The following is a 17,562-nucleotide window of genomic DNA, read 5'->3' on the forward strand; positions in this document are numbered from 1 at the left end:
CTATCTCAATGATCTTTTCCGTTCATGGTATTCTTCTTTGCCAATCTCTCCGGCGGCATACCGCTTTAGTAAAACATCCAGCGGGCTATCTTTTTTATTGCGTTGCCCCGGAATATTATAAGGAAGAATGAAGATCCAGACCAGCATAATAAACCAGGCTGACCACCAGAGCGGGTCCATGCCCCAAAAACTATAGTTGTAAAACATGTTGTTTGATTTTATATTGGGTAAATGACTTCCGGTATCAAGCTTTATAGTAGCGCGATATCCCGGTAACTTTGCGCAAGTAGGGAATCAATCTCTGCCTTGATCAGAACGGAAAGCTGGTCCGTATGATTAGGTAACTGGTCGGCGACCTTTGCCAGTGAAGCTACTTTTTGATAGTAGCTTTTATTTTCCCACTTTTCCAATCTCTCTTCAGCCAGCGCTAACTCCGCATCAACTAATACTTCCGGGATCTCCTGGCAGCCTTTGATCTCGAATACATTGTGGTGTAATGGTGTTTGTAGTAACATGCCTGGTGAAGATTAAAAGTGAATGATGATTAATTAAAGCGGGAGGCCGACCTCCCGCTTTAATTCTTAATTTTCGTAATAGTCGATATACAATTCGTTATCCACTATACATACACCGGGCGCATTCCAGGCGATGCGGTCTGCTTCATCTTTTTGATAAAGGGAATGTACCGAGCCACTTAAAGTAACCCGGCTGCCATTAACTTTTACTTCAATACCCTGATTACTGACAGACCAGTTACGCGCAAGCGCTTCTTCGATCTCTTTGGTTTCTATCTCGTCATGGCTTTCGGCCTGGATCTTGATCTCATTCGATACGCCGATCACACCCATTAGTGGTTTAACCGCGTTTTTAGCGGCGTCTTTTTGGAAGTTCCATTGCAAGGCGCCTTCCAGCTTCACCCAGCCGTTTTCAACGAATACTTTCACCTTGCCGTCAGGGATCCAGTTAGCTTTTAAAGCGTCGATCACCTCTTTAGCAATTTCTGTATCGCTTTTTCTGAAGTCGCTTGGAAATTTAATCGTAATGTCTTCGGCCACCGCTTTTACACCGGCAACGCTTTTAGCAGCATTTTCAGCCTCTTGTTTTTTGAGATAATTGTCAACCGTTCCGCTCAGTGTGATTACTCCATCTTTAGCAGTTACTCCAATTTCAGCTGCGTTTAATAACGGCTCCCATTTGATCGCGTTTTCAACGTCTTGTTGTAATTCTTCATTTGTTCTCATTTTCGATGTTCTCAGGAGTTTTAATTTAATTGGCTTCCTGATACGTCAAAGGTGCGTACTATTTACAGTCAGGAGAATGACACCGGTCATACCTGAGAATGTTTAGCATCAGTTTTGTGCTGAAGGATCAGCGCCTTTTTATAATTCAAAAAAAAGGAGAATATTTTTCATGAATTAAGCTTTACATCACTAATACAGCAGCACCCTCGATCAAACCATTGCGGAGAGCTGCTAAGGCTTCGTTCGCCTCATGTAGCGGAAATACACGGTAAGCGGTACGCACCGGGACCTGCGCGGCCAGCTCAATAAATTCATCGCCATCTTTTCGGGTAACGTTAGCAACGGATTTGACCATCCGTTCTTCCCACAATAATTTATAAGGAAAGGCCGGGATATCGCTCATGTGAATGCCCCCGCAGATGACCCGGCCACCTTTGCCTACATCCTTAAGGGCCTTGGGTATGAGTGAACCCACCGGTGCGAAAATAATGGAAGAATCCATGGGCTCGGGCGGGGTCGCAGTGGAATCTCCGGCCCAGGCCGCACCTAATTTTTTGGCGAAACCCTGTGCGGCTACGTCTCCATCACGGGTAAAAGCATACACTTTTTTACCCTGGTGTAAAGCCAGCTGGATCAAAACATGGGCCGCTGCACCAAAACCATAGATTCCTAAATTTTGGGTGTCGGGAGCGATCATCCTGTAAGAACGGTAACCAATCAGCCCGGCGCACATCAGTGGCGCACCCGAAGCGTTTCCGTATTGAATCGGCAGCAGGAAACAATAATCTTCAAAAGCCACGGTGTATTCCGCATAGCCACCGTCTATGGTGTAGCCGGTGAACAATGCATTCTCACATAGATTTTCCTGGTCTTTTAAACAATAACGGCAATGCCCGCAGGTATAACCTAACCAGGGGATGCCTACTAAATCACCTTTTTTCATCTTACTGGTTTCACTCCCCAGCGCTGCAACAATCCCCACAATTTCGTGGCCGGGGATCAGCGGCATTTTGGGATGGACCAGTTCACTGTCCATGATTTGCAGATCGGTACGGCAAACGCCGCAGGCGATGATCTTCACCAGCACCTGTTTAGCCGATGGCTTGGGTAAGGGTAGTTCTTTAAGCACCAACGGCTGACCCGGAGCATCCATCACCATGGCGCGCATCATTAATGGCAATACCTGGTCGTTCGGATATTTTTTTTGTTCATCATACATGCCGCTCCGGTTTTTGTTCTTTAGCCTCTTTATTGAGACACTTAATCTCCGCTTTTTCCTTCACGATATCCTGCCTTATCAGGCCGAATAAACTCATATAGGCATTGGCTACATAAACCAGCGCAAAGCCCGCAACCAGGTAACCACGCCAATCTGCCATCAGTAAATGATAGCCTGTCAAAAAAAGAAAAATGATCGTTACATAATGGCTAAAGCAGTATTCACAAGTAAACAGGTAGAAAAACTTTCGCACCAATAATGCGCGGTCTTCTTTACTCCGCCGCAAGCAGTATTCCCGGGGTTCGCGAAAAACTTCTTCATGTGTTACCGTCCAGGCAACGCAGGCGATGGGTATGGCTAACAATAGCAGCCAGGTAATCTGTGTAGTCAGGGTCATCATTTAGTCTCTGAAATCAATAGCCAGTTCATTATTCACCGCTGTCACCCCCGGAGCTTTCCAGGCGATCCGGCTGGCTTCGTCCTGCTGATAAAGCGAATTGACCACCCCATTTAGCGTGACCTTATTCCCGGTTACATACACCTGGATATCCTGATCTTCCAGAGCCGCGCTACGGCGCAGTGCGCGCTGGATAGCTTCCTGTTCCAGTTCATCTTCGTTCTCTGGCTGCACCCGGATATCATTAGTAAATACTTTTACACCGTCCAAATGCCTGACGGCATCCCTGGCGGCTTCTTTTTGATAATTCCAGGGCAGGTTGCCTTCTAAAGTGACCCAACCATTTTCAACTTTTACTTTCACACGGTCATGCGGAATCTGTCCGTTGTTTTTTAGAGCGTTAATAGCCTCAATCGCAATTTCATTGTCAGTCTTATCATGGGCATTTTTAAAGATAACGTCTATTTCTTCCACTACAGCTTTGACACCGGTGACCCCTTTGGCCGACTCCTCGGCTTTTGATTTTTTAAGATAATTATCTACATCTCCTGTTAATGTGATCACCCCGTCAAAGGCGGTAACCCCAATTTTTGTATTTCTGAGTACAGGTTCCCATTGTATGGCGTCCTGAACATCTTTTGCTAATTCCTGGTTAGTTTTCATGCGTTTAGTTTTTAAATTAATGATAGGCGGTTTGAAAAATAGGCTTTAACAAACGCGTGTTGTTGATTGGTAGACATTTTATCGGCCGGTTCGATCTTGATATTAATTTGATCAAAATGGTGGTCCCTTTTTAGACGGTTATAAAGTTCAACTTTGGCTTCTGTCGGGCCAAAGAGAATGACTTGGTCGTATGCCCTGATAACTTCACCCAATTCTTTGTAATACGCGCCCGTTTCCTGCTGCTCTTTATGGTGCATGAGGCCTTCGCCTTTATCCAGTGCATCTTCCTTGACTTCATGGGTAAATTTGTTAGCGACCGTTTGGGTGCCAATGGGATCGGTTGTAAATTCCATTATGTGGGCACTTTGATGATCCATCCAAATGCCCAGATTTTTTTCTGGTTTCATAATTTTTTTAATAATGTACGTATAAGCGCGTAACATCGTATTATTGGCAGTGATATTCAGACGCTGTCGCGTTTGATGGGATGCTCACGACGATGAATAGTGAAACTTAATTTTTCATAGAATGCTTTCGTTGGTAAGCAAAACTACGCCGGCAAGTCTTTTGAATAAATGATGCCCGTCAGTTAAATGCGTGCGGCTGGTTATAATAAGAAACTGCGACCGTTCACTTAAAACTTTTTCGGAAGGTTATAATCGATCCGCAGCACATTGAATTTGGCATAACTGAAATCTCCTTTAGCCAGCCGCCAGATCGCTTCAATTTTGGTAGGCACTATTATCCCGTTGATCTTTTGATAAGCGCCGAGTTTTCCGATCCAGGTTTCGAGCTTCTCGTCACCCATATAACGGGTTGTTTCAAACTGAATGATTTCGCCGTTCCGGAAGCTTACAATATAAGATAAGGACAGGCCTTTATAAGTGAAGAGCAGTTTCGCCGTTTGGGTATCTACGGGCTGCCATCGCAAATGCTCACTGGGTAACAAGTTAGTTGGAAACCAGACACTTTCGGCCAGCCACCTTAAGAGTTCACCCTGATTGAACTTTTTGCCTTTTGCGTTCACGATGTTATAAAGTGAAAAGAGTGATACCACCAGCCGCCCTTTATCGGAGATATACATATCACGGGCTGTGAATAGCGTGGTAGTTCCTTTCCATATAAAGCCGGGTTTTTTAACAGTAAAGTATTGTTCACCTTTAATATCAACCCATTTTTTATTCAGGCCCGTTTTAAACTGCCCGTTATGTTTCAACCGGACATAGTTAATATAAGGTTCGCCGTCTTTCAACACATGCCGGAAATAAGCCTGTACAGGTCCAGGCAGATCAACCAGTTGGGTATAACTGAAAGCCTGGTTGGTCAACCCATCCGGCAGGGCGAACAGTTCGGTGACCTCCTGTTCAAATTCTTTGGCAGTAAGGCGACGTTTGATTACAATGATCAGAAGGCAGAGCGCCAATATTCCCGGTACATACCACATCATACTTATTTTAGTTCCGTTTAAGCAATAATGCTTTACTATATTCATAATTCATGCGGGCAATATGCAGCACCGAGATCTCCTGCGGGCATTCCACTTCGCAAGCCTCGGTATTGGTACAATGCCCGAATCCTTCGGCATCCATCTGGTCTACCATAGCCAGCACCCTTTCTGTCCTTTCAATATTTCCCTGGGGCAATAACGCAAACTGAGTTATCTTGGCAGAAGTGAACAGGTCGGCACTTGAATTTTTACAGGTAGCGACACATGCACCACAGCCGATGCAGGAACCGGCATCAAAAGCAGCTTCCGCTACCGGGTGCGAGATCAATAAGCCGTTCGCTTCGGGTGCTTCTCCGCTCGAAGCAGAGATAAACCCGCCAGACTGGATGATCTTGTCCAGTGAATGACGGTTTATTTTCAAATCGCGTACCACTGGGAAAGCGGCCGCGCGGAAAGGCTCAATATGGATGGTATCACCGTCTTTAAAACTGCGCATATGCAGCTGGCAGGTGGTGGTATGCGCCAGCGGGCCATGTGCACGGCCGTTGATCATTACGCCGCACTGCCCGCAGATACCTTCCCGGCAATCATGATCGAATTCGATCACGCGTTCACTTTTTTGGATCAGCGATTCATTTAACAGGTCCAACATTTCCAGGAAGGACATATCAGATGATACCTCGTCTAACTGATACACAACCATTTCGCCCGCCGTAGCCAGGCTATCCTGCCGCCAGATTTTCAGATATATTTTCATTTGATGTTGCTTTGTGATTATTTATAACTTCTTACCGTTAAGGATACATTCTCAAACACAAGCGGTTCCTTATGTAATTCGTGGGGCTCCAGTTCGCCCTTCCATTCCCAGGCAGACACGTAGCAATAGTCTTTATCATTACGTAAAGCTTCGCCGTCAGGGGTTTGATACTCTTCGCGGAAATGCGCGCCGCAGGATTCTTCACGGCTTAAGGCATCGTCACACATCAGCAGGCCCAGATCAAAATAGTCGGCCACGCGACCGGCCTTCTCCAGTTCGCTGTTTACTTTTTCATCCCCAGTGATTTTCAGGTCCTGATAAAATTGCGTTCTTAATGCGGTGATCTCCGCAATTGTTTTGGTCAAACTTTCCTTGCTGCGCGCCAGCCCGCATCCGTTATAAAGCAGCTGCCCCAACTTTTTATGAAAATGGTCAGCAGAAAGGCGACCGTTGATCGTCAGGAAATTGCGTAGTTGTTCCCTAACGGTTTTTTCTGCTTCGGCAAAAGCCGGATGGTCTGTGGTTATCTTTTCCGCTTTCAGTTCCCCTGCTAAATAATTAGGGATGCTGTAAGGCGCGATAAAATAACCGTCAACCGATGCTTGTAATAGAGAATTTGCGCCCAAACGGTTAGCACCATGATCAGCAAAATTTGCTTCACCCAATGCGAACAGCCCCGGTATCGTGGTCATCAGTTCATAATCCACCCAAAGGCCGCCCATGGTAAAATGGGCCGCCGGTGATATGAGCATCGGTTCCTCGTAGGCATTGACCGCATTGATCTTATCGTAAATTTTAAACAGGTTGCTGTATTTCTCTTTGATCTTTTCCTGTCCCTGCTCTTTGATCGCTTTAGAAAAATCCAAAAAAACGGCGTTCTTCATCACACCGACCCCACAACCCGCATCAATGCGTTCCTTTGCCGCCCGGGAAGCGATGTCTCTCGGCGCTAAATTACCGAAGGTTGGATATCGCCTTTCAAGGTAGTAGTCTCGTTCAGCTTCAGGTATATCAATAGCCTTGCGGTCATCATGCGGCTTTAAGGGCACCCAAATCCTGCCGTCGTTACGCAATGATTCCGACATCAGCGTTAGCTTTGACTGATGCTCACCGGATTGCGGCAAACAGGTCGGGTGGAACTGGATCCAGCTGACCCCGGACATGTAAGCGCCTTTTTTGTGCGCCCGCCAGATAGCGGATGAATTACAGCCCATGGCCAGCGTAGATAGGTAATAGACCTTGCCATAACCGCCGGTACCTAATACCACCGCGTTGGCCGCATGACGTTCGATTTCACCGGTCACCAGGTCACGGGTGATGATGCCTTTTGCTTTGCCATCAATTACTACTAATTCCAGCATTTCATGGCGGGTGTAGGCTTTTACCTTACCGGAACCCACCTGCCGCATCAGCGCTTGGTAAGCGCCCAATAATAGTTGTTGGCCGGTTTGCCCGCGGGCATAAAAGGTACGCGAAACCTGCACACCACCGAACGAACGGTTATTCAGGTAACCGCCATATTCACGGGCAAAGGGTACGCCCTGCGCCACAGCCTGGTCAATCAGGTTGGCCGAACATTCTGCCAGCCGGTAAACGTTGGCCTCGCGCGAACGAAAATCTCCGCCCTTGATGGTGTCAGAAAACATACGAAATACGCTGTCTCCGTCATTTTTATAATTCTTAGCCGCGTTCACGCCACCCTGCGCTGCGACACTATGTGCCCTGCGGGGAGAATCCTGAAAACAAAAGGATTTGACATTATAGCCAAGTTCAGCCAGCGAGGCCGCACAGGAAGCTCCGGCCAAACCAGTACCTACTACAATCACATCCAGTTTTTTCCGGTTGCCGGGATTGACCAGTTTAACGTGCTCTTTATAGTTATCCCATTTGTCGGCCAGCGGGCCATCGGGTATTTTTGAATCTAACATAAGGTCAATTATTAAAATAGAGGTAGATAGGGATCAACATAAAGCCGCCGGTAATAAAGGCGGTATACACCCAGCCGGTATAACGTACCAGGTTTACATATTTGGGATGATAGATGCCCAGTGTTCTTGCGGCGCTGAAAAAACCGTGGAGCAGGTGAAAGCCCAGGGCAATAAATGAGATCTCGTAGATGAGTACATACCACCATTCGTGAAAAGTAAGCACCACCACGCTGTACATATCTTTATTTCCCTGCTTATCCAAATTCATGGTCGTAAAATCCGATACATACCAGAAATCTTTCAGGTGGATCACCAGGAAAACAAGAATCACGGTACCTAACAGACCCATATTGCGGCTGTTCCAGGTACTGGAGGCACCACGCTTGTCGTAGGCGTATTTGGTGCCGTTAGCCTTGTTGCTTTTACGGGTGATGATCAGCGCATATACCGCATGAGCGATGATAGACAGTAATAGTACCCAGGAAACGATCTTGATGAATAGATTCCCGGCCAGTAAATGCGAATACCAGTTAAACTGCTCTTTAGCTTCTGCCGCCGGTAGTAGTAATTGCAGGTTGCCCAGCAAATGGATCACCAGGAAGAAGCACAGGAACAGTCCTGTACCCGCCATGATGAGTTTATATTGAATGCTGCTTGTTTTCATAAATGTTGTTTGTTTGGTAGTTTTGGAGTTGAGTATTTGCAGGACTACCACAAGCCGATCACCTTCCACCACATTCCGCCGACAATAAACCACACAAGCAGGAACAGCACACTCATAAAAAAGCCCTGTTTCCACCAGTCTTTCATATCTACATAGGTGCTGCCAAAGAATATAGGTGCAGGCCCGTGAGCGTAATGGGTTAGTGAACCCATTAGTGTGGCACAGGCACCCAGAAAGATAGCCAGCATGGTGCCGGGGATACCTACTGCGATACCCACTGTAAGAAATACAGAGAACATGGCCGCACATTGCGCCGTAGCACTGGCAAACATATAATGACAGTAGGAGTAAACGATTATAATGAGAGGGAAGGCGATTTGCCAGCTTAAATGGCCAAGTTGTGCGCCCACCAGGTGACCGAACCAACCAATGAGGCCCAAAGAGTTAAGATATGAACCCATCATCACCAGCGAGGAAAACCAAACGATGGTATCCCAGGCACCTTTTTCAGATTTGACATCATCCCAAGTGAGCACGCCGCAAAGCAGCAGTATACATAAACCGATGAGTGCGCCTGTCGTGGCATCGATAGACATCAAATTACCAAAGATCCAAAGCACAAGCAGAATGATAAAGGTGGCTACCATTAGCCATTCCTGGATGCTGACCGGGCCCATTTTTTCAAGTTCCTTGGCTGCAATGGCTGGTGCTTCCGGCGTTTGTTTCAGTTCTGGCGGATATACCTTATATAAGAATAACGGGATCAGTAAAAAGCAAACTAAACCGGGAACCGCCGCGGCTAAAGCCCAGCCTCCCCAGGTAATAGTAACGCCCAAATCCTTAGCAAATTTCTGCGCCATCGGGTTACTGGCGGTAGCCGTCAGGAACATCACCGAAGTAATCATATTTGCGTTGTAACTGCTCAGGGTTAGAAAAGCGCCGATCTTGCGGTGCGTTTCCGGCTTTTCGGGTGTTGAACCCATATTGACGGCGACCGATTTCATGATCGGGAAAATCACGCCGCCGGCCCTGGCGGTATTGCTCGGAATGGCCGGGGCAAGGATCAGGTCGGCGGTGTTCAAGCCATACGCTAAACCTAAAGTACTTTTGCCAAACAGCTTAATAAAGTTGTAGGCCAGCCTGGTCCCCAGTCCCGTTTTGATAAATCCGCGGGCAATAAAGAAGGCTAAACCAATCAGCCAGATGGTAGAATTACCAAACCCGCTTAATGCATTTTTAATAGAAGCCACCGGGTCGCCGGGAGCCAATACCTGTGTGCCTGCGCAAACAGTAATACCCAGCATGGCCATCGAACCCATTGGTGCGGCCTTTAAAATAATACCTACAATGGTTGCAACGAAAATGGCCAGCAGGTGCCAGGCATTGGATTTAACGCCCTCCGGGACAGGAATGAACCAAATGATGAGGCCGACCGCTAAGGTAATAGCCAGCGTTTTTAAGTTAATGTCTTTCATGGTTGAATGTTAAAAGCGGACCTGCAATTGCAGATAAGCCAGGTTATGATTGTTGGCAGTAGTTAAGGGGATGGTGTGCTGGTACATATCAATCGATACTCCTAATTGCAGGGCAGCATAAAAATCATCGGCAAAGATTAATGATACGTTGGGGATGACGGTTTGCCTGGAATTGTGGTTAAGTTGATAATTCTCGTTAAAATATTCATAACGAGACGAAAACTCGATCGCCCTTACCCGCCGCATATTGTAATTATATCGAACGATCGGGAATATGTAAAAGCCCTGCATCCGCACATCTTTTAAAGTAGGTTTAACCGTTAGCGAATTATAGAGTGCAAAATTTGTCCCCGTTTTATATTCACCGCCCAGGGATACTTCCCAGCGCTCGTTCAGGGGCACGCTGCTTTTTACGTCGATACCGAGTGCATCGCCGGTTCCCGCACCTAAGCTACCTTGTGCCGCATTAACGCCCACAGTAAAACCTTTTAGCAGGTCAGCTTCGATACGTCCATAAAAGTTTTTCCTATTATCGTTATCATTGGCCTGGTTGCGGTTATTGCCATTGTAGGCCCCGGCATAATATCTTAATTTACCGCTGGCATTGATATTGCCGAATACGGCAACGCCGGTTTGAAAGCTCTGCCAGCCGCTGGCTCCGAACGCATAATATTGGTTGGAATAATCCAGTGTGCGGATAATATCATTGGGAACGACATCCTCGATCCCGAAAAACGGCCGGAACTGCCCGGCCTGTACATTCAGATATTTATTTAAAGTGTATTTAACAAAAGCATTTTCCAGTACTTTGTTAGTAGGATCGCTGCTGAACTCGGCAAAATTCATCAGCAGGTTGGCTGAAAAGTGATCGTTTACCGTGCCTTTAACAACAAAACGCACACGCTTCAACATGAAAGTATTGGTGATTTTACCCGTTGTTGCCGTCGGGTCGAAATTCTTGCCATTCACATCAACATTTTTGGTAAGCGAGCCAAGAAATCTTGTCTGTAAAAGACCGGCGAAGGTGATAGATCTATGATAGGTAGAGAAATTTTTGATGGTATCGGTATTTACATGTGGTGTTGCAGCGGTCTGTTGTGCCGCCGCCTTAAGACAGGAAAAGAACAGCAGTATCGAGAGAGGGATATATAAATTTTTCACTTGGGGGTTGTTAATTAAAATTATAATTGGGCGGCTAAAGGCTACCTACCATATTTGCCGGGTTTACCCAAAGATCGAATTGTCCGTTGGTAACCAATTTCAAGCCGATAGCAGATTCTCTAAGCGTTAGGTTTTCTTTCATCGCTTTTTGGGCAATTTTAGCGGAGTTTTCATAACCGATATGAGGGTTAAGTGCAGTCACCAGCATTAAGGATGCTTCGAGATGCTTCTTGATACCCCCGTAATTAGGTTCGATTCCCCGGGCGCAGTGCTGTTCGAAGGAAGTGCAGGCTTCGCCAATCAGGCGGGCCGACTGCAGGAAATTAACCGCCATGACAGGTTTAAATACATTTAGCTGGAATTGCCCGTTGGAGCCCGCTATAGAAATAGTGACATCGTTCCCCATAACCTGGGCAGCCACCATTGTTACCGCTTCATTTTGAGTAGGATTGATCTTACCCGGCATAATAGACGACCCGGGTTCATTTTCGGGTAAATGCAGTTCGCCGACACTGCAGCGCGGGCCGGAGGCTAGCATACGGATATTATTGGCAATCATCATCAGGGATACCGCGATCTGTTTAAGCGCGCCATGGCTTTCTACGATAGCGTCATGGGCTGATAGTGCTTCATACTTATTATCAGCCGTGCGTAAAGGCAGTCCGGTGAATTGCGCAATGTAGGCAGCGACTTTCACATCGTAACCTTTCGGTGTATTCATACCAGTACCAACAGCCGAGCCTCCTAAGGCCAGTTCGGCTAAGTGATCTAAAGTATTTTTTAAAGCTTTTAAGCCATGGTCAAGTTGGGAGACATAGCCGGACATTTCCTGTCCGAGGGTTAGTGGCGTAGCGTCCATCAGATGCGTGCGGCCGATCTTTACCACATCTTTGAAAGCGATGGATTTCGCTTTTAAAGTTTCCCTTAATTTCTTTATACCGGGGATGGTCACATCAATCAGCATCTTATATGCTGCGATATGCATAGCGGTAGGGAAGGTATCATTTGATGATTGTGATTTGTTTACATCATCATTGGGGTGAATCTCCGTTTTACCTTCGCCTAAAGTATGTCCGGCCAATACATGCGCACGGTTGGCGATTACTTCGTTCACGTTCATGTTAGACTGTGTGCCTGAACCGGTTTGCCAGATCACTAATGGAAATTCATCGGGTAGTTGACCTGCAATGATCTCGTCGCAAACACCGGCGATCTCGTCGCGTTTTTCAACCGTTAAAACACCGAGGTCGGTATTTGCATAGGCTGCAGCTTTTTTCAATTGTGCGAAGGCACTTATAATCTCCGTCGGCATCGAGGCTTTCGGGCCTATCTTGAAATTATTACGGGAGCGTTCTGTTTGCGCGCCCCAGTAACTTTTCAAAGGGACACGTACCTCGCCCATGCTATCATGTTCGGTCCTGAAATCTGTTGTTGCATCCGGAATTTTCGTAGTATCTGACATACATTGATGGTGTTTAATTCGTATGCCGTAAAGGTGGACTAATGCTTTCCGTGCGCGATGACAGGGAACACGGCAATAGATGACCCTCATCACAATGTATTGCTAATTTGAAATTTGGCTGATTTATCATCTTATACAAGTTTCGATAAAACAATAAACGGTTGGAATAAATGCGTCAACGGCATTAAAAGTTAATCATCCGTTGGATTATGTTTGTCGCACCTGAATATCAGTCGCACTGATCTTCACCGGATGTATTTATATGATTAAAATAGAAACACAATAATCATTTCCCGATTATTCCTGATCGGTCGGTTTTTACAACGACTACATCAGGCGGTACCTTTTATATGCAATGCAGTTGCTATGGAAAGTGACCTTTGTTAGGCTTTTTATAACAAAAAGACTTTCAATTGCTTTTTAATGACAAGCGTCATTAATTTTCATGCGATTCGTCAGTTAATGACACTTTAATTTGCTGATATTCGTTTTGGCGATCATATAGTCAGGTCCTCACCAATTATGGAAAACACCGCGCTATTAATTGCCATTATACAAAATGCAATAGATGGGATCATTACCATTGATGACAAAGGCACGATCGAGCTGATCAATCCCGCAGCCTGCGCTTTGTTTGATTACGAACCCAATGAGGTGATAGGCGAGAATATTAAAATATTAATGCCCGACCCTGACAAGAACCAGCACGATAATTTTCTCTATCGCTACCAGGCCACCGGGAAAGCCAATATTATGGGCGTTGGCCGTGAGGTACTGGGGCTTAGAAAAGACGGTACGATCTTCCCCTTTCGTTTAGGATTGAGCGAAGTGCAGTTTTCCGGTCGCCGCATCTTTACCGGTTTTATACACGACCTTAGTAAGGAAAAAGAAGCGGAGCGCAAGCTGAAAGATTACGCGGCGCATTTAGAGGAATTGGTGGAAGTGCGGACGATGGCTTTAAAGAACACCGTAAAGGCTTTGCAAGTTGCGCAGGATGACCTGAATGTGCTGCTTGACAAAGAAAAGGAACTGGGCTTGTTAAAAAGCCGGTTTGTATCCATGGCTTCGCATGAATTCCGTACTCCGCTTACATCGATCAAACTATCTGCATCCCTCATCGAAAAATATGCCGAACCACTTAAAAGTGAAAGCATTACCAAGCATGTCGGCAAGATTAAAAACGCGGTTGGTAACCTGACCACCATATTAAATGATTTCCTTTCTCTTGAAAAACTGGAGGCCGGTAAGGAAGAAGTGAATTACGTGGACTTTGACCTCGTCAAATTTTCTGAGGAAATCGCGGAGGAAATGCAGGTTATGGCTAAAAAGAACCAGCATATCATTTACCTGCATTCCGGCATCCACAGTAGGGTGCGGCTTGATCAGAACTTGCTGAAGAACTGTATTAATAACCTGATCACCAATGCCATTAAATACTCCGGCGAAAACACCTTTATCGATTTTAATACCGAGATCAATGAAACCCATTGTATTATTACGGTAAAGGATAATGGCATCGGCATACCCGAAGCCGATCAGAAACATCTGTTCGAAGCGTTTTTCCGGGCGCATAATACCGGTACCATACCAGGTACAGGCCTGGGCTTAAACATTGTGACCCGGTATGCGGGCCTGATGAATGGTTCGGTAAATTTCAAATCCGAAGTAAACCAGGGAACATTATTTACCATTTCATTTCCAAATCATGAGTAAGACCGTATTAATTATTGAAGACAATGATGACATTCGCGAGAATGTGGTCGAAATATTGGAACTGGCCGGGTTCAACGTTCACCAGGCTCCCAACGGAAAAACAGGGGTTGACCTGGCCGCACAGCACCACCCCGACCTCATCCTTTGTGACATTATGATGCCGGAACTGGATGGTTACGGTGTATTGTACATGCTCAACAAGAATCCGGAAACGGAGCATATCCCTTTTATCTTTCTAACTGCACGGGCGGAAAGGCTTGACCTGCGAAAAGGTATGGAAATGGGTGCGGATGACTACCTGACCAAACCTTTTGATGATCTGGAGTTATTGAACGCTATCGATGTCCGTTTGAAAAAGCAGGCGGCACAGGAAAAATTTTATAGCAAATCACTTGACCGGCTACATACCTTGTTCAGTAAAAATGACGGGCTTTCTGAGCTCAAAAAGATTATCCAGGAACGCCGGACAAGAGCGTTTAAAAAGAACCAGGTTATCTATTACGAGGGAGATAAAGGAAACGGACTTTACCTGCTGCTAAGCGGTAAGGTTAAATGCATCAAACTCGCTAAAGACGGGCGCGAACTCATGACCGGGCTTTATGGTCCGGATGAATATTTGGGCATAAACGCTATGCTTTTGAACGAAGAACATTCCGATACGGCAACTGCGATGGAGGATTCCGTGTTATGCCTCATCCCGAAAGACCTACTGGAACAACTGTTAAATCAATATCCGGATGTGGCCCGGGAGTTTATAAAACTTTTAGCGCACGATATAAAGGAAAAAGAAGAACAGTTGCTCCAGATGGCGTATCACTCGGTGCGAAAAAAAATGGCCGAAGCGATGGTGCGCCTGCAGCTGCAACATCCGGAATTGGAACATGGCTTTAAGATTTCCCGTGAAGACCTTGCCGCCCTTACCGGTATGGCAACGGAGTCTGTAAGCAGGACATTGACCGATTTTAAGGAAGAAGGACTGATCGATAAAAAAGGAAGTGTGATAACGATCTTAAAATTAAACGCACTTGCTAAAATGAAAAACTGACCAGCGTCATACTTATATGCAACGCAGCGCATGCGTTATCTGCTTCCTGAAGCTTAATTTTGTATAGTAAATACAATAATTATGAAAGCAGTAGCCTACGGTGTCCTGGCTTTTGAGAAAGAATACTTTGCCAAAGCCAATAAAAAAAAGCATGATATTACACTCATTGCTAACCCGCTGGGTATAGACACCGTGCATTACGCAGAAGGGAAAGAGGCCATCATCCTGCCGGAAAATTTTATATCCTCTAATGAATTGACTAATGAATTATGCGGGATGGGCATCAAATATATTATTAAACGGCAGGCCAGTGATAATTTAGCAGCGTTAACCGGCATCGCAGAAAAGATGATCGAAGATCTTGATACGGCCAATGAGGATAACCGGCTTTTACCTGCTTTCTGAACGTACCAATATTTAATGACCAAGACTATATGAAAACAATTGCCAATGTACAGCCGGTGAGCGCTGAGAAATTATTTGACCTGTTAAAGAAGGAATTTCCGGATTACATTAATTCAAAATTAGATTCCAGCCTGGCCATCGACTTCGCGCACGTATATGACGTGATCAATATATTGTTTCCGGAAGTGATCGAAGGGGTGGCTTTAACGGTAACCGTTACTGATGATGCGATCAGCGTTTCTGATAATGCGGTAGAACATGTTTATAATACCGAGTTGCTGGAAGAACAGCTGGTTAACTTTATAACCGAGCAATGCAGCTAAACGCGGCTTGACCGTTTTATTTAAGAATGCAGTTTCTCCAGGAGATGTGCCGAAACTGTATCCGGGTTATCTCCACAACCGGTCACCAAAATCCCTTTAACGCCTGCAGACGAAGTAATCGCATAAACAATCGCCTCGTCTGCGGGATCTGAATTCCCCTCATAACAATAAATGTCCATGATCTTACACTCTTCCATGGCAATGGCTGCGGCAGTCCGCCTGATCCCATTTTCAGCTAAATTAAAATCCGTGGTGTGTCCAGGCGCCCGGAGGGTATTGATCGCTTCGGTAATCGTTACATAATGAACGGATCTCTATTGCGGTCCGTTTTTATGTTGTTTTCCATGTTGTTGTAATTGGGAAGCTGACTATTTCCTGTATTTTGTATTTGATCTGCGGGCAATCATTTCAGGAACCTGGTAAAACGCATTTGTCAAACGCTGATCGAGTTCATAAACGTCTTTGTAGCGGATCAATCCCCAATCACCGATGGCGCAGGTTAGATAAGTTACCCGCACAGGTATAGGTTTCTTAAGCGTATAAGCCCTCATTTGCTTTGGGATGCCTTGCCTGCCAAGTTCACCGGCAGTAAGGTTCGCCCTGTTGTTCTTTAAGATCAGCGCCGCTAAACGCGGGGCTTCGGGTATTTGAATAGTGCCGTCGCTTAGTGCTCTTAAAGCTTGTTTGCTGATGACTGTTCTTGGGGAAACCCCGGCCATGGCTAATGAATTGCCGGAGAGTTTAAAAGTGATACCAACCCGGTCTTTGATAATTGCTGTGATATTACTTTGCACTAAAGCAGTAGGTGTTTCCGGTTTGCCAACCATCGCCTTGAACTGATAAGTCGTATCTTTTTGGTGAAATTTCAAAGTATAACTGGGTATGTCGATGCTAATATAGACCGTGTCAGCCCGGTTAATCCATCGTAGCCGTTCCATGTTGATGGCTATGATCTGGATATCTTCAGGCGGGGTTTCATAACAATCGAGGGCTTGCTGGCCGGTTATCAGGCGCATATGGCGCTGCAAACTCAGGTAGGCTTTTGAAACAGGCTGCGTATTTTCGATAGCCGTCATAAAATCTTTTTGTTTCAGGCAGGTGATCAGCACATCGGCAGACCTGCAATCACCCGCATTCCCTTTATCCAGTACATCAGCCGTATAAACCGGGTTGAGTTTCCCGAAATGCAAATTGTTGATCATCGTGATCATCGCATCGGTCAGTAAGATATCGTAAGCGGCTTTTTGCTGATTACCGACCTTTTCATGTTTGGTCGTCATCGCATTCAAACGCTCGTACAATAGCTCCCTGGGATGAAAGTCTGTAGGACTTAAACCATAGTGCAGGGCGCAATCTAATAGCAGCATCGCATCCCAGGCATGGGTCTTCACAGTGTCCGGGGCGATCCAGGCCAACTGATAACGGGTATCTTTATAAAATCGCTCAACAGATCGCGGATAGTTCAAAAAGGGCCGATCGGCGAGCTGCGTTTTCAGGCTCGCTGATATGGAAGTATCCCGGTTACTGTTTGCCGCATTTGCATTTACCGTTAGGGCTAATATAAGGAAGATGACACCGATGATCACACTTACCTGGGCAAATACTTTGCAGCAGGGAATCAGTTGAATAGGCTTTTGCATATTGATTTGTTTGTATGCAAAT

General features: G+C 45.9%; 19 protein-coding genes. 4 read left to right on the plus strand and 15 right to left on the minus strand.

Annotation, left to right across the window (positions count from 1 at the left end):
* From IDJ76_RS07860 to fumC, 14 genes are all read right to left on the minus strand, one after another.
* Positions 1 to 180, minus strand: coding sequence for an SHOCT domain-containing protein (locus IDJ76_RS07860; protein WP_224746247.1), 180 nt, complete (start codon positions 178 to 180; stop codon positions 1 to 3).
* 71 nt (positions 181 to 251) lie between these two features.
* Complete coding sequence (locus IDJ76_RS07865) at positions 252 to 515, minus strand: hypothetical protein (RefSeq protein ID WP_191162508.1); 264 nt, start codon at positions 513 to 515, stop codon at positions 252 to 254.
* Positions 516 to 581: 66 nt separating this feature from the next.
* Positions 582 to 1,241, minus strand: a complete 660-nt coding sequence (locus IDJ76_RS07870; protein ID WP_191162510.1) for a BON domain-containing protein — start codon at positions 1,239 to 1,241, stop codon at positions 582 to 584.
* Between the two features lie 181 nt (positions 1,242 to 1,422).
* Complete coding sequence (locus IDJ76_RS07875) at positions 1,423 to 2,460, minus strand: zinc-dependent alcohol dehydrogenase family protein (RefSeq protein ID WP_224746248.1); 1,038 nt, start codon at positions 2,458 to 2,460, stop codon at positions 1,423 to 1,425.
* Positions 2,453 to 2,860: a hypothetical protein gene (locus IDJ76_RS07880; RefSeq protein WP_224746249.1), complete on the minus strand. Its 408-nt coding sequence runs from the start codon at positions 2,858 to 2,860 to the stop codon at positions 2,453 to 2,455. Before IDJ76_RS07880 ends, IDJ76_RS07875 begins: the two co-directional genes overlap by 8 nt.
* On the minus strand, positions 2,861 to 3,520 hold the full coding sequence (locus IDJ76_RS07885) for a BON domain-containing protein (protein ID WP_191162512.1): 660 nt from the start codon (positions 3,518 to 3,520) through the stop codon (positions 2,861 to 2,863).
* Positions 3,521 to 3,531: 11 nt separating this feature from the next.
* A complete protein-coding gene (locus tag IDJ76_RS07890) occupies positions 3,532 to 3,927 on the minus strand; it encodes a hypothetical protein (RefSeq protein WP_191162514.1) in 396 nt (131 codons plus the stop codon).
* A 227-nt stretch (positions 3,928 to 4,154) separates the two neighbouring features.
* On the minus strand, positions 4,155 to 5,012 hold the full coding sequence (locus tag IDJ76_RS07895) for a DUF6544 family protein (protein ID WP_224746250.1): 858 nt from the start codon (positions 5,010 to 5,012) through the stop codon (positions 4,155 to 4,157).
* Positions 4,975 to 5,724 carry a succinate dehydrogenase/fumarate reductase iron-sulfur subunit gene (locus tag IDJ76_RS07900; protein ID WP_191162516.1) on the minus strand — a complete coding sequence of 250 codons (750 nt, stop codon included), beginning with the start codon at positions 5,722 to 5,724 and terminating at the stop codon, positions 4,975 to 4,977. Before IDJ76_RS07900 ends, IDJ76_RS07895 begins: the two co-directional genes overlap by 38 nt.
* A 17-nt stretch (positions 5,725 to 5,741) precedes the next feature.
* A complete protein-coding gene (locus IDJ76_RS07905; protein ID WP_191162518.1) occupies positions 5,742 to 7,652 on the minus strand; it encodes a fumarate reductase/succinate dehydrogenase flavoprotein subunit in 1,911 nt (636 codons plus the stop codon).
* Positions 7,653 to 7,656: 4 nt separating this feature from the next.
* Positions 7,657 to 8,316, minus strand: a complete 660-nt coding sequence (locus IDJ76_RS07910; protein ID WP_191162520.1) for a succinate dehydrogenase cytochrome b subunit — start codon at positions 8,314 to 8,316, stop codon at positions 7,657 to 7,659.
* 44 nt (positions 8,317 to 8,360) lie between these two features.
* A complete protein-coding gene (locus tag IDJ76_RS07915; protein WP_191162522.1) occupies positions 8,361 to 9,791 on the minus strand; it encodes an anion permease in 1,431 nt (476 codons plus the stop codon).
* Positions 9,792 to 9,800: 9 nt separating this feature from the next.
* On the minus strand, positions 9,801 to 10,952 hold the full coding sequence (locus IDJ76_RS07920) for a porin (protein WP_317173954.1): 1,152 nt from the start codon (positions 10,950 to 10,952) through the stop codon (positions 9,801 to 9,803).
* 34 nt (positions 10,953 to 10,986) lie between these two features.
* Positions 10,987 to 12,414, minus strand: coding sequence for a class II fumarate hydratase (gene fumC / locus IDJ76_RS07925; protein ID WP_191162524.1), 1,428 nt, complete (start codon positions 12,412 to 12,414; stop codon positions 10,987 to 10,989).
* A 522-nt stretch (positions 12,415 to 12,936) separates the two neighbouring features.
* Here fumC and IDJ76_RS07930 point away from each other — a divergent pair.
* From IDJ76_RS07930 to IDJ76_RS07945, 4 genes are all read left to right on the plus strand, one after another.
* Positions 12,937 to 14,127: a PAS domain-containing sensor histidine kinase gene (locus IDJ76_RS07930; protein ID WP_191162526.1), complete on the plus strand. Its 1,191-nt coding sequence runs from the start codon at positions 12,937 to 12,939 to the stop codon at positions 14,125 to 14,127.
* On the plus strand, positions 14,120 to 15,172 hold the full coding sequence (locus tag IDJ76_RS07935; RefSeq protein ID WP_191162527.1) for a response regulator: 1,053 nt from the start codon (positions 14,120 to 14,122) through the stop codon (positions 15,170 to 15,172). Before IDJ76_RS07930 ends, IDJ76_RS07935 begins: the two co-directional genes overlap by 8 nt.
* A gap of 81 nt (positions 15,173 to 15,253) precedes the next feature.
* Positions 15,254 to 15,577, plus strand: a complete 324-nt coding sequence (locus IDJ76_RS07940) for a Rossmann-fold NAD(P)-binding domain-containing protein (RefSeq protein ID WP_191162529.1) — start codon at positions 15,254 to 15,256, stop codon at positions 15,575 to 15,577.
* A gap of 29 nt (positions 15,578 to 15,606) precedes the next feature.
* Positions 15,607 to 15,900 (plus strand): hypothetical protein, encoded by a 294-nt coding sequence (locus IDJ76_RS07945; RefSeq protein ID WP_191162531.1) that lies wholly within the window; start codon positions 15,607 to 15,609, stop codon positions 15,898 to 15,900.
* A 368-nt stretch (positions 15,901 to 16,268) separates the two neighbouring features.
* Here IDJ76_RS07945 and IDJ76_RS07950 read toward each other — a convergent pair whose 3' ends face one another.
* Positions 16,269 to 17,540, minus strand: a complete 1,272-nt coding sequence (locus IDJ76_RS07950; protein WP_191162533.1) for a L,D-transpeptidase scaffold domain-containing protein — start codon at positions 17,538 to 17,540, stop codon at positions 16,269 to 16,271.
* Positions 17,541 to 17,562: the final 22 nt, after the last annotated feature.

Source organism: Mucilaginibacter glaciei (assembly GCF_014773245.1).
Lineage (GTDB): Bacteria > Bacteroidota > Bacteroidia > Sphingobacteriales > Sphingobacteriaceae > Mucilaginibacter > Mucilaginibacter glaciei.

Bases quoted from the DNA above. Each gene is read 5' to 3' on its own strand.
- IDJ76_RS07860 (WP_224746247.1), bottom strand. From the start codon at position 180: ATGGACCCGCTCTGGTGGTCAGCCTGGTTTATTATGCTGGTCTGGATC.
- IDJ76_RS07865 (WP_191162508.1), bottom strand. From the start codon at position 515: ATGTTACTACAAACACCATTACACCACAATGTATTCGAGATCAAAGGC.
- IDJ76_RS07870 (WP_191162510.1), bottom strand. From the start codon at position 1,241: ATGAGAACAAATGAAGAATTACAACAAGACGTTGAAAACGCGATCAAA.
- IDJ76_RS07875 (WP_224746248.1), bottom strand. From the start codon at position 2,460: ATGTATGATGAACAAAAAAAATATCCGAACGACCAGGTATTGCCATTA.
- IDJ76_RS07880 (WP_224746249.1), bottom strand. From the start codon at position 2,860: ATGATGACCCTGACTACACAGATTACCTGGCTGCTATTGTTAGCCATA.
- IDJ76_RS07885 (WP_191162512.1), bottom strand. From the start codon at position 3,520: ATGAAAACTAACCAGGAATTAGCAAAAGATGTTCAGGACGCCATACAA.
- IDJ76_RS07890 (WP_191162514.1), bottom strand. From the start codon at position 3,927: ATGAAACCAGAAAAAAATCTGGGCATTTGGATGGATCATCAAAGTGCC.
- IDJ76_RS07895 (WP_224746250.1), bottom strand. From the start codon at position 5,012: ATGAATATAGTAAAGCATTATTGCTTAAACGGAACTAAAATAAGTATG.
- IDJ76_RS07900 (WP_191162516.1), bottom strand. From the start codon at position 5,724: ATGAAAATATATCTGAAAATCTGGCGGCAGGATAGCCTGGCTACGGCG.
- IDJ76_RS07905 (WP_191162518.1), bottom strand. From the start codon at position 7,652: ATGTTAGATTCAAAAATACCCGATGGCCCGCTGGCCGACAAATGGGAT.
- IDJ76_RS07910 (WP_191162520.1), bottom strand. From the start codon at position 8,316: ATGAAAACAAGCAGCATTCAATATAAACTCATCATGGCGGGTACAGGA.
- IDJ76_RS07915 (WP_191162522.1), bottom strand. From the start codon at position 9,791: ATGAAAGACATTAACTTAAAAACGCTGGCTATTACCTTAGCGGTCGGC.
- fumC (WP_191162524.1), bottom strand. From the start codon at position 12,414: ATGTCAGATACTACGAAAATTCCGGATGCAACAACAGATTTCAGGACC.
- IDJ76_RS07930 (WP_191162526.1), top strand. From the start codon at position 12,937: ATGGAAAACACCGCGCTATTAATTGCCATTATACAAAATGCAATAGAT.
- IDJ76_RS07935 (WP_191162527.1), top strand. From the start codon at position 14,120: ATGAGTAAGACCGTATTAATTATTGAAGACAATGATGACATTCGCGAG.
- IDJ76_RS07940 (WP_191162529.1), top strand. From the start codon at position 15,254: ATGAAAGCAGTAGCCTACGGTGTCCTGGCTTTTGAGAAAGAATACTTT.
- IDJ76_RS07945 (WP_191162531.1), top strand. From the start codon at position 15,607: ATGAAAACAATTGCCAATGTACAGCCGGTGAGCGCTGAGAAATTATTT.
- IDJ76_RS07950 (WP_191162533.1), bottom strand. From the start codon at position 17,540: ATGCAAAAGCCTATTCAACTGATTCCCTGCTGCAAAGTATTTGCCCAG.